This window comes from Streptomyces sp. SID14515, from assembly GCF_010548505.1.
Taxonomy (GTDB): Bacteria; Actinomycetota; Actinomycetes; order Streptomycetales; family Streptomycetaceae; genus Streptomyces; species Streptomyces caviscabies.
Genome location: NZ_JAAGMH010000097.1, coordinates 203,050 through 214,469 on the forward strand (window position 1 = coordinate 203,050; position 11,420 = coordinate 214,469).

Annotated in this window: 9 protein-coding genes; 4 read left to right on the plus strand and 5 right to left on the minus strand. The window is 71.2% G+C overall.

Annotated features, from left to right (window positions below):
• Positions 1 to 95: 95 nt before the first annotated feature.
• Together ccrA and G3I54_RS21015 are read left to right on the plus strand one after the other, a co-directional pair.
• Positions 96 to 1,433, plus strand: a complete 1,338-nt coding sequence (gene ccrA, locus G3I54_RS21010) for a crotonyl-CoA carboxylase/reductase (RefSeq protein WP_164616581.1) — start codon at positions 96 to 98, stop codon at positions 1,431 to 1,433.
• A gap of 128 nt (positions 1,434 to 1,561) precedes the next feature.
• Complete coding sequence (locus G3I54_RS21015; RefSeq protein WP_164616415.1) at positions 1,562 to 3,061, plus strand: acyl-CoA synthetase; 1,500 nt, start codon at positions 1,562 to 1,564, stop codon at positions 3,059 to 3,061.
• A gap of 9 nt (positions 3,062 to 3,070) precedes the next feature.
• On the opposite strand, the gene G3I54_RS21020 is transcribed toward G3I54_RS21015, so the two are convergent.
• The 4 genes from G3I54_RS21020 to paaK all read right to left on the minus strand — a co-directional run bounded on the left by G3I54_RS21020 (position 3,071) and on the right by paaK (position 6,981).
• On the minus strand, positions 3,071 to 3,823 hold the full coding sequence (locus G3I54_RS21020; RefSeq protein ID WP_164616416.1) for an amino acid ABC transporter ATP-binding protein: 753 nt from the start codon (positions 3,821 to 3,823) through the stop codon (positions 3,071 to 3,073).
• Positions 3,820 to 4,701 (minus strand): amino acid ABC transporter permease, encoded by an 882-nt coding sequence (locus G3I54_RS21025; RefSeq protein ID WP_164616417.1) that lies wholly within the window; start codon positions 4,699 to 4,701, stop codon positions 3,820 to 3,822. The genes G3I54_RS21020 and G3I54_RS21025 overlap by 4 nt, the downstream gene beginning before the upstream one ends.
• Complete coding sequence (locus G3I54_RS21030; RefSeq protein WP_164616418.1) at positions 4,698 to 5,576, minus strand: ABC transporter substrate-binding protein; 879 nt, start codon at positions 5,574 to 5,576, stop codon at positions 4,698 to 4,700. Before G3I54_RS21030 ends, G3I54_RS21025 begins: the two co-directional genes overlap by 4 nt.
• Before the next feature lie 109 nt (positions 5,577 to 5,685).
• Complete coding sequence (gene paaK, locus G3I54_RS21035) at positions 5,686 to 6,981, minus strand: phenylacetate--CoA ligase PaaK (RefSeq protein WP_164616419.1); 1,296 nt, start codon at positions 6,979 to 6,981, stop codon at positions 5,686 to 5,688.
• A 169-nt stretch (positions 6,982 to 7,150) separates the two neighbouring features.
• Here paaK and G3I54_RS21040 point away from each other — a divergent pair, with 169 nt between their 5' ends.
• Complete coding sequence (locus G3I54_RS21040; RefSeq protein ID WP_164616420.1) at positions 7,151 to 8,674, plus strand: alpha/beta hydrolase; 1,524 nt, start codon at positions 7,151 to 7,153, stop codon at positions 8,672 to 8,674.
• Positions 8,675 to 8,830: 156 nt separating this feature from the next.
• Here G3I54_RS21040 and G3I54_RS21045 read toward each other — a convergent pair whose 3' ends face one another.
• A complete protein-coding gene (locus tag G3I54_RS21045) occupies positions 8,831 to 10,453 on the minus strand; it encodes an acyl-CoA synthetase (RefSeq protein WP_164616421.1) in 1,623 nt (540 codons plus the stop codon).
• Between the two features lie 166 nt (positions 10,454 to 10,619).
• On the opposite strand from G3I54_RS21045, the gene G3I54_RS21050 reads away from it, so the two are divergent.
• On the plus strand, positions 10,620 to 11,420 hold the full coding sequence (locus G3I54_RS21050) for a crotonase/enoyl-CoA hydratase family protein (protein WP_164616422.1): 801 nt from the start codon (positions 10,620 to 10,622) through the stop codon (positions 11,418 to 11,420).

Consider the following 11,420-nt stretch of genomic DNA (forward strand, 5'->3'; position numbering starts at 1 on the left):
TTCGCGCGGTCAGGCCGGTGCCTGGACCGCCCGCCCCACCCTTTCCGGTAGCCGCGGCTACCCCGTCACTTCCCACCGGAGGCAACCCCGTGAGCATGAGGGACATCCTGGACGCGATCCAGTCGCCGGACTCGGTGTCCGCCGACTTCGCCGCTCTGCCGCTCCCTGAATTCTGCCGGGCCGTCGTCCTGCGACGTGAGGACACGGAGATGTTCTCGGGGCTCGCCGGCCGTGACAAGGACCCCCGTAAGTCCCTCCACCTGGATCAGGTGCCGCTGCCCGAACTCGGCCCCGGCGAGGCCCTGGTGGCCGTGATGGCCAGTTCGGTGAACTACAACACCGTCTGGAGCTCGATCTTCGAGCCGGTACCGACATTCGCCTTCCTGGAGCGCTACGGCAGGTTGAGCGAGCTGGCCAAGCGTCATGACCTGCCGTATCACGTCATCGGGTCCGACCTTGCGGGTGTCGTGTTGCGCACCGGGCCCGGTGTGAATGCCTGGAATCCGGGTGACGAGGTCGTCGCGCACTGCCTGTCGGTCGAGCTGGAGTCCTCCGACGGCCACAACGACACGATGCTCGACCCCGAGCAGCGGATCTGGGGCTTCGAGACGAACTTCGGCGGGCTCGCCGAGATCGCCCTCGTCAAGTCCAACCAGCTGATGCCCAAGCCCCAGCACCTCAGCTGGGAGGAAGCCGCCTCCCCTGGCCTGGTCAACTCCACCGCGTACCGCCAGCTCGTCTCCCGTAACGGCGCGGGGATGAAGCAGGGCGACAACGTGCTGATCTGGGGCGCCAGCGGCGGACTCGGCTCCTACGCCACCCAGTTCGCCCTGGCCGGCGGCGCCAACCCGATCTGCGTCGTCTCCAGCCCGGAGAAGGCCGACATCTGCCGCGCCATGGGCGCGGACGCGGTCATCGACCGCAACGCCGAGGGCTACAGGTTCTGGAAGGACGAGCACACCCAGGACCCCAAGGAGTGGAAGCGGCTCGGCAAGCGCATCCGCGAGCTGACCGGCGGCGAGGACGTCGACATCGTCTTCGAGCACCCCGGCCGTGAGACCTTCGGCGCGAGCGTCTACGTCACCCGCAAGGGCGGCACGATCGTCACCTGCGCCTCCACCTCCGGCTACACCCACGAGTACGACAACCGCTACCTGTGGATGTCGCTCAAGCGCATCATCGGCTCCCACTTCGCCAACTACCGCGAGGCCTGGGAGGCCAACCGCCTCATCGCCAAGGGCAAGATCCACCCCACCCTCTCCAAGGTCTACTCCCTGGCGGACACCGGCCAGGCCGCCTACGACGTCCACCGCAACCTCCACCAGGGCAAGGTCGGCGTCCTCGCCCTCGCCCCGCAAGAAGGCCTCGGCGTGCGCGACCAGGAACTGCGCGCCCAGCACATCGACGCCATCAACCGCTTCCGGATTCTCTGAATTCGCCCTCCCCTCCGGACCGTCCGGACAGCCACGCGCCACTGAGCCGGGCAGCCCCGGGATCTGTCAACCGTCTGGTCGGTATCCAGCCTCTTGACCCCCGGGCCCGGGCCGCACAGGATCACGCCATGACAGGTGTACGCAGCAGCACAGTCGACGGCGTCCTCACCCGCAGCGCCCGGCGCACCCCCGACCGGACCGCCGTACGGTACGCCGACCGGGCCTGGACCTACCGCGCCCTGGACGCCGCCGTCTCCACGGCCGCCGCCGTCCTCACCGAGGAACACGGCCTCGCCCCCGGCGACCGGGTGGCCGCCTACGCGCACAACTCGGACGCCTATCTCATAGGCTTCCTCGCCTGTGCCCGGGCCGGGTTCGTCCACGTACCGGTCAACCAGAACCTCACCGGCGACGACCTGAGCTACCTCCTGAACCAGTCCGGCTCCTCCCTCGTCCTGACCGACCCGGACCTCGCCGGGCGGCTGCCCGCCGGACTCCCGGTGCGCGCGCTGCGCGACGCTCCCGATGCGCTCCTCGCCGCCCTGGAGACGGAACGGCCGTTCACCCCGCAGCGCCCGCCCGCCTCCGACGACCTGGTGCAACTGCTCTACACCTCCGGCACCACCGCCCTGCCCAAGGGCGCGATGATGACGCACGGGGCCCTGGTCCACGAGTACGTCAGCGCGATCACCGCGCTCGGCCTCGCCGCCGCCGACCGGCCCGTGCACTCGCTGCCGCTCTACCACTCGGCCCAGATGCATGTGTTCCTGCTGCCCTATCTGGCGGTCGGCGCGGAGAACACCATCCTGGACGGGCCGGACGCCGCCTCGATCTTCGACCTCGTCGAAGCGGGCCGGGCCGACAGCCTGTTCGCCCCGCCCACCGTCTGGATCGGCCTCGCCAACCACCCGGAGTTCGCCACCCGCGACCTCGACGGTCTGCGCAAGGCGTTCTACGGGGCCTCGATCATGCCCGTGCCCGTCCTGGAGCGACTGCGGAGACGCCTCCCGCACCTGGCCTTCTTCAACTGCTTCGGCCAGAGCGAGATCGGCCCGCTGGCCACCGTGCTCGGCCCCGACGAGCACGAGGGCCGGATGGAGTCCTGCGGCCGTCCCGTCCTCTTCGTGGAGGCCCGCGTCGTCGACGAGAAGGGCGAGGACGTCCCCGACGGCACCCCCGGCGAGGTCGTCTACCGCTCGCCCCAACTGTGCTCCGGCTACTGGGACAAGCCCGAGGAGACGGCGGCCGCCTTCCGCGGCGGCTGGTTCCACTCCGGCGACCTCGCGGTCCGCGACGCCGAGGGCTTCCTCACCGTCGTGGACCGGGTCAAGGACGTCATCAACTCCGGCGGCGTCCTCGTCGCCTCCCGACAGGTCGAGGACGCCCTCTACACCCACCCCGCCGTCGCCGAGACCGCCGTCATCGGCCTGCCGGACGACCGCTGGATCGAGGCCGTCACCGCCGTCGTCGTCCTGCGCGGCGAGGCGAGCGACACCGAACTCATCGCCCACGCCCGCGAGAAGCTGACCGCCTTCAAGGCCCCGAAGCGCGTCGTGTTCGTGGACGAGCTGCCGCGCAACGCCAGCGGAAAGATCCTCAAACGGCAACTGCGCGACGAGCTGGCCTGACCCCGGCCGCTACAGCCGCCCCGCCTCCACGATCCGCCGCAGGAACCGCCGGGTGCGCTCCTCGCGGGGCGCGCCGAACACCTCCTCGGGCGTGCCGCGCTCCAGCACCACCCCGGCGTCCAGGAAGCACACCTGGTCGGCGACCTCGCGGGCGAACGCCATCTCGTGGGTGGCGATCACCATCGTCATGCCGTCCTCCTTCACCTCCCGTACGAGACCCAGCACTTCGCCCACCAGCTCCGGGTCCAGCGCGGCCGTGATCTCGTCCAGGAGCAGCAGCCGGGGGCGTACCGCCAGCGCCCGCACGATCGCCGCCCGCTGCTGCTGTCCGCCGCTGAGCCGGTCCGGATACTCGTCCGCCTTCGCCCCGAGCCCCAGCCGCTCCAGCAGCTCCCGGGCCTCCGCCTCGGCCCGGGGCCGGGACAGGCCGTGGACCCGGCGCGGGGCCAGTGTGATGTTCTGCAGGACGGTCAGATGCGGGAAGAGGTTGTACGCCTGGAACACCACGCCGATCCGGCGGCGCACCGCGTCCGCGTCGGCCCGGGGGTCCGTGATCTCCTCGCCCTCCAGCCAGATCGCCCCGTCGTCGATCTCCTCCAGGAGGTTGGCGCAGCGCAGCAGGGTCGACTTCCCGGACCCCGACGCGCCGATCAGCGCGGTCACCGTGTGCGGGGCGACCTCCAGGTCCACGTCCCGCAGCACCAGCGACGTACCGAACGACTTGCGGACCGCCTCCATCCGCAGCACCGGAGCGTTGCTCATACGAGTCCTCCCTGGGCCCGCCGCCGGTCCATCCGGGCCGTCACCCAGTCGGTGAGCCGGGTCATCGGGATGGTCAGCGCCACGAAGACCAGACCCGCGACGACGTACGGGGTGTAGTTGAAGTCCTTGCTCGCGATGATCTGCGCCGCGTACACGGCGTCCACCGCCCCGGCGATCGAGACGAGACCGGTGTCCTTCTGGAGCGACACCAGGTCGTTCAGGAGCGGCGGCACCACCCGGCGCACCGCCTGCGGCAGTACGACGAAGCGCAGCGCCTGCCCGCTGCTCAGCCCCAGCGAACGCGCCGCCGCCCGCTGCGAGGGGTGCACGGACTCGATGCCCGCCCGGAAGACCTCCGCGACGTACGCCGAGTACGTCAGCACCAGCGCGCCGCCGCCCAGCAGCACCGGATCGGTGGTCACCCCCTCCAGCCGCAGGGCGGGCACCCCGAAGACCACCATCAGCAGGCAGATGATGAGCGGCAGCCCCCGGAAGAAGTCCGTGTACGCGGTCGCCAGCGCCCGTATCGGGAAGAACACCGGACCGCGCAGGGTCCGAGCCACGGCCAGCAGCAGGCCGAGCACCAGCACGGCCGCACCGCACACGGCCAGCAGCCGGAGGTTCAGCCACAGGCCCTCCATGACCTGCGGGAAGGCGACGCGCGCGTAATGGGCGCTGAAGAACGTCTCCTTGGTACGCGTCCAGCCCGGCGAGTTCGTGATCAGCAGGAACAGCACCGCGCCCACGACCAGGGTGCTGGTCGCGGCGATCGCGGTGGCCCGCCGGGTGCGGGCCCGCCGATGGCGCTCGCGGGCGATCCGGCGCTCGGACGGGACGTAGCCGTCCTCGACGGCGGCCGGCGTCTTGTGCAGGGTCACTTGAGCACCGGCGCGTCGACGGCGTCGGAGAGCCACTCCTTCTCCAGGGCGGCGAGCGTGCCGTCCTTGCGCAGGGCGTCCACCGCACCGCTCACGCAGGAGGTGAGCGCGGACTCCTTGTCGAGGACCAGCCCGAACTGCTCGGGATCGCCGGGGGAGTCGGCGAACTGGCCCACCACCTCGGCCTCCGGCACCTCCGCCCCGGTGATGTAGAAGGCGGTCGGCAGGTCCACCACGATGGCGTCCACCTGGCCGGTCTTCAGCGCCGACTTGGCGAAGTCGTTGCGCTGGTAGACGGCGGGCTTCTCGCCCGGCTTCACCAGATCGGTGATGAAGTCCAGGCTGGTGGTGCCGACTTGAGCGCCGAGCTTCACGTCCTTGAGGTCGGCCACGCTCTTCGCCTTCGCCGCCTTCGACGACTTCAGGGCGACGACGGCCTGGCGCACGTCGTAGTAGCCGGAGGAGAAGGCGACGGCCTTCTTCCGCTCCTCACTGATGGAGACCTGGTTGATGTCGAAGTCGAACTTCTTCGCACCGGGCGCGAACGCGCTGTTGAACGGCGTGTGCTGCCACACCACCGCGTCGCGGTCGTAACCGAGCTCCTTCGCCACGGCGTAGGCCACCGCCGACTCGAAGCCCTTCCCGTTGGACGGCTCGTCGTCGGAGAACCAGGGCGCGTAGGCGGGCTTGTCGGTGCCCACGGTCAGCTTCCCGGGCGCCTGGGTGGCGAGCTTGCCGGGAGCGCAGGACGCCGTGGCGCCGGCGGCCCGGTCCGGTGCCTTCTCCTCCGCTTGCGGGGCACAGCCCGTGAGGGCGGCGCAGAGGGCGACGGCGGAGCACAGGGCGGTGACCAGGGACCGGTTGGCGAGATGCATAGCGGGAGACTCGCAGTGCCCGGCCCTCTCTGTCGAGATTTTCGCGCAGCTGTCCGCATAGTGGGAACGGGTGTTGCGGTGGTGTGAACACGCCGGTCACCGGCGCCGTTCACCCCGTGCCGGACTCCCGCAGGTCCACGATCCGCCGGATCTTGCCCACCGAGCGCTCCAGCGACTCCGGATCCACGATCTCGACGTTCACCGACACCCCGACGCCGTCCTTCACCGCCGCCGCGACGGCCCGCGCCGCCTTCTCCCGTTCATCGCTCGTCGCGTCCGCCCGCGCCTCCGCGAGGACCGTCAGCGCGTCCAGCCGCCCGTGCCGGGTCAGCCGCAGCTGGAAGTGCGGGGCGACGGCGGGCGTACGCAGCACGATCTCCTCGATCTGGGTGGGGAAGAGGTTCACCCCGCGCAGGATCACCATGTCGTCGCTGCGGCCGGTGACCTTCTCCATCCGGCGGAAGGTCCGCGCCGTCCCCGGCAGCAGCCGCGTCAGGTCCCGGGTGCGGTAGCGGATCACCGGCATCGCCTCCTTGGTCAGCGAGGTGAAGACCAGCTCCCCCTCCTCGCCGTCGGGCAGCACCTCACCGGTGAACGGGTCCACGACCTCCGGATAGAAGTGGTCCTCCCAGATGTGCAGCCCGTCCTTCGTCTCCACGCACTCCTGCGCGACCCCCGGGCCCATCACCTCGGAGAGCCCGTATATGTCGACCGCGTCGATGGCGAACCGGTCCTCGATCTCCCGGCGCATCCCCTCGGTCCACGGCTCCGCGCCGAAGATCCCGACCTTCAGGGACGTGGAGCGCGGATCGACGCCCTGCCGCTCGAACTCGTCCAGCAGCGTCAGCATGTACGACGGCGTGATCATGATGATCTCGGGCCGGAAGTCCTGGATCAGCTGGACCTGGCGCGCGGTCATGCCCCCGGAGGCCGGGATCACCGTGCAGCCGAGCCGCTCCGCCCCGTAGTGCGCGCCGAGACCGCCGGTGAACAGCCCGTATCCGTACGCCACATGGACCTTGTGGCCGGGCCGCCCGCCCGCCGCCCGGATCGAACGGGCCACCACGTCCGCCCAGGTGTCCAGGTCCCGCGCGGTGTACCCGACGACCGTCGGACGTCCGGTCGTGCCGCTGGAGGCGTGGATCCTGCGCACCTCGTGCTCCGGTACGGCGAACATCCCGAAAGGGTAGTTGTCGCGCAGATCGGTCTTCGCGGTGAACGGGAACCGGGCCAGATCGGCGAGCGACCGACAGTCCTCGGGCTTCAGCCCGGCGCGGTCGAAGGCGTTCCGGTAGAAGGGGACCTTGTCGTACGCGTGCCGCAGCGTGCTGCGGAGCCGCTCCAGTTGCAGGGCCTCCAACTCGCCGCGGCCGAGCCGTTCCGCCGCGTCCAGCATGGCCGTCATAAGGACCCTTCCTCTCCCGAAGCGGGCGACCGATCATTCGGTCGATCTTCCTGGGAGCAGTAATTCAGGAGGTCGGGGGCGCTGGCAAGAGGGGCGCACGCATCGTTCCGGATCAGCTCCGCGCGAAGTGCGGTGCGCCCGCCCGCGGGTTCCTGTTTGGATGGGGCGTATGCCGATCTTCTCCGCGTACGACACGACCCCGCTCGCCTATCGCCTGGTGGGGGAGGGTGAGCCGCTGATCTGTCTGCCCGGCGGGCCGATGCGGGCGAGCGCGTATCTCGGGGACCTGGGCGGGCTCGCCGCCCGGCGGCAGCTGGTCCTGCCGGACCTGCGCGGCACGGGCGACTCCGGTGTGCCCGACGACCCCTCGACGTACCGCTGCGACCGCCTCGTCGACGACGTGGAGGCGCTGCGCGAACACCTGGGGCTCGACCGGATCGACGTACTGACCCACTCCGCGGGCGCGGACCTCGCCCTGCTGTACGCCGCCCGCCACCCGGAACGGCTGCGCACCCTGACCCTGATCACACCCAGCACCCGCGCCGTGGGCATCGAGGTGACCGACCAGGACCTGCGCGAGGCCGCCGAGCTGCGACGCGACGAGCCCTGGTACCCCGAGGCCCGGGCCGCCCAGGAGGCGCTGCTCGCCGGCGGACCGTTCGCCGAGCTGTGGCCCGCCGTCCGGCCCCTCACCTACGGCCGCTGGGATGAGACGGCCCGCGCGCACGCCGCGGCCTCCGCCGGACAGACCAACCACGAGGCCCGTGACCACTACGCCGCGGACGGCGCGTTCGACCCCGCCGCGACGGCCGCCGCCCTGCGCGGACTAACCGTGCCGGTCCTCGTCCTCGCCGGGGAGTACGACGGTCATCCGAGCCCGGACCGGGCCACCGAGCTCGCAGCGCTCTTCCCGGGCGCAGAGTTCGTCGTCCAGCGCGGCGCGGGGCACTTCCCGTGGCTGGACGACCCCGGCGCCTTCGCCCGTACGGTGGCGGCCTTCCTCGACCCGGAGGTCCTGAGCGTGCAGGCGGGCGGGGTCCGGCTCGCGTACCGCGTCTGGGGCGCCCCCGAGGCTCCGCCCGTCGTCCTCCTGCACGGCCGGACCGGCTCCGGCGAGACCTGGACCCGCACAGCGCAGGACCTGGCCGTCGACCACCGTGTGTACGCCCCCGACTTCCGGGGCCACGGGCTGAGCGACTGGCCCGGCCGCTACTCCTTCGAGATGTTCCGCGACGACCTGCACGCCTTCCTGGAGGCCCGCAACCTGGCCGGCGCGACCGTCGTCGGACACTCCATGGGCGGGGTGGCCGCCTACCTCCTGGCCCAGCGGGAACCGGGCCTGATCGGGCGGCTGATCATCGAGGACGCACCGCCCCTCCTCCCGCTCGACCCGCCCCGGCCGCTCTCCGTCCGCCCGGAGGGCGACCTCGACTTCGACTGGCCCGTCGTCCCGGACACCGACGCCCAGCTGAACGACCCCGACCCGGCCGTCCGCGAACGGTTCCCGGACATCACCGTGCCCACCCTCGTCATCGGCGGCGGCTCCACCAGCCACATCGACCAGGGCCAACTCGCGCTGATGGCCGGGGCGATGGCCGACGCCGAGCTGGTCACCGTCGACGCCGGACATCTGATCCACACGGACCGGCCGGAGGAATTCCTCGCGGCGATCCGGGCGTTCGGGCTCGTCTGACGACAGTGGTCGTGCCGACGGCGATGCAAGATCCTGAGGAGGACGACTGTGCGGGGCGAGGCCGCGCGGGACGCGAAGGGGGCGGCGGGGCCTCGCCGATCAGCGCCCGGGGCCCGGTGGGCTCCGATCCGCCGGGGCGGGCGGGCCCCTGCCCGTTCAGCTCCGGGCGGCGCCCGCCGCCACCGCCTTCGCCCACCGGTAGTCCGCCTTGCCGCTCGGTGAGCGCTGGATCCGGTCGGCCAGCACCAGGGCGCGGGGGATCTTGTAGCCGGCGAGCCGGGTCCGGCAGTGTGCCTGTACCGCCTCCAGGTTCAATGCCTCCGCGCCATCGCGGAGTTGGACCACGGCGGCGACCCGGTTGCCCCAGTGCTCGTCGGGGACGCCCGCGACGAGCGCGTCGTACACGTCCGGATGGGACTTCAGTGCCTGCTCGACCTCCTCCGGATACACCTTCTCGCCCCCGGTGTTGATGCACTGGGAGCCCCGGCCGAGCACGGTGACGATGCCGTCCGCGTCCACGGTCGCCATGTCGCCCAGCAGCACCCACCGCTCCTCGCCCCGGCGGAAGAAGGTGTCGGCGGTCTTGGCCGGGTCGTTGTAGTAGCCGAGCGGGACGTGTCCGCGCTGGGCGATGCGGCCCGGCTCGCCGGGAGCCACCGGCTCGTGACTCACCGGATCGACCACCGCCGTACGGGCGTTGACCTGCACCCGGAAGCCCTTCTCGGGTCCGGAGTCGGCGGTGGCCGTACCGTTGAAACCGGACTCGGAGGAGCCGAAGTTGTTCAGCAGCATCACCGACGGCACCAGCGCCTGGAACTCCGCCCGCACCGAGTCCGACATGATCGCCCCGGAGCTGGAGACCGAGAACAGCGACGAGCAGTCCGTCCCGCGCAGCGGCCCCTTCAGGCAGTCGATCAGCGGGCGCAGCATCGCGTCGCCGACCAGCGAAACACTGGTGACCTTCTCCTTCTCGATCGTCCGCAGCACCTCCTCGGGCACGAACTTGCGGTGTACGACGACGCGTTGGCCGAAGTTGAAGCCGATGAACGCGGTCAGCGTGGAGGTTCCGTGCATCAGCGGCGGGGTGGGGAAGAAGGTGATCCCGTCGCCGCCCGCGGCGACCCGCTCCGCCAGCTCCTGCGGTGCCTTCACCGGCTCGCCGGTCGGGGCCCCGCCGCCCAGGCCCGAGAAGAACAGGTCCTCCTGACGCCACATCACACCCTTCGGCATGCCGGTCGTGCCGCCGGTGTAGATGATGAACTGGTCGTCGGCGGAGCGGGCCGCGAAACCGCGCCCGGCCCCGCCCGACTCCTCCGCCTCGGTGAAGGGCACGACCGGCACGGCCGGGGGAGCGCCGGGGGCAGGGCCCACCCGGATCAGATGGCGCAGGCCCGGGGCCTGCGGGGCGGCCGCCGCGACCCGCTCGTCGAACTCGCCGTCGAAGACCAGCGCCGCCAGGTCCGCGTCCCGATAGAGGTAGACCAACTCCTCTTCCACATAGCGGTAGTTGACGTTCACCGGAACGATCCGCGCTTTGAGGGCGGCCAGGACCGTCTGGAGGTATTCGACCCCGTTGTAGAGGTGCAGCCCCAGATGTTCGCCCGGCCGGATGCCCGCGTCGATCAGGTGGTGGGCGATCCGGTTGGCGGCGGCGTCCAGCTCCGCGTAGGTGAGCCGCCGCTCCGCGCCCGTACCGGGATGGTCGACGTACAGGAGCGCCTCGCGGTCGGGCACCGCGTCGACGACCGATTCGAACAGGTCGGCAAGGTTGTACTCCACCGTTCCTCCTGACCCCGGGTGACTGGCGACTCGGCCGTCATTAGAGCGCCGGGCGGCACAAGTGGGAAGGGGTGGCGTCGAAACAATCTGACGAGCTGTCAGAAAACTATTGAACTGCGACCCCTCCTCCTGCAACCTGTTCCAGGTCTGGAGACAGGAGTCGGTCATGGGCGGTACGGAACACCTCACCGTGCGGCGCGAAGGCGCCACGCTGGTGCTCACCTTGAACAGACCACAGGCCAGGAACGCGCTCTCGCTGCCGATGCTCGTCGGCCTCTACGACGGCTGGATCGAGGCCGACGAGGACGACGCGATCCGATCCGTCGTCCTCACCGGCGCGGGCGGCGCGTTCTGCGCGGGCATGGACCTCAAGGCCCTCGCGGGCGACGGAATGGCGGGGGAGGGGTACCGGGAGCGGATGACGGCCGACCCGGACCTCCACTGGAAGGCGATGCTGCGCCACCACCGTCCGCGCAAACCGGTGATCGCCGCCGTGGAAGGGCCCTGCGTCGCGGGCGGCACCGAGATCCTCCAGGGCACCGACATCCGCGTCGCCGGAGCGGGCGCCACCTTCGGGCTCTTCGAGGTCCGCCGGGGCCTCTTCCCGATCGGCGGCTCCACCGTCCGGCTGCCCCGCCAGATCCCCCGCACCCACGCCCTCGAAATGCTGCTCACCGGCCGCCCCTACACCGCCGACGAAGCCGCCGCCATCGGACTCGTCGGCAGGGTCGTGCCCGACGGAACCGCGCTGGAGGAGGCCCTCGCCGTCGCCGAGCGGGTCAACGCCTGCGGGCCGCTCGCCGTCGAGGCCGTCAAGGCCTCGGTCTACGAGGGCGCCGAGCTGACCGAGAGCGAGGCCCTGTCCGCCGAACTCAAGCGGGGCTGGCCGGTGTTCGCCACCGAGGACGCCAAGGAGGGCGCCCGCGCCTTCGCCGAGAAGCGCCCGCCCGTCTACCGGCGCGCCTGA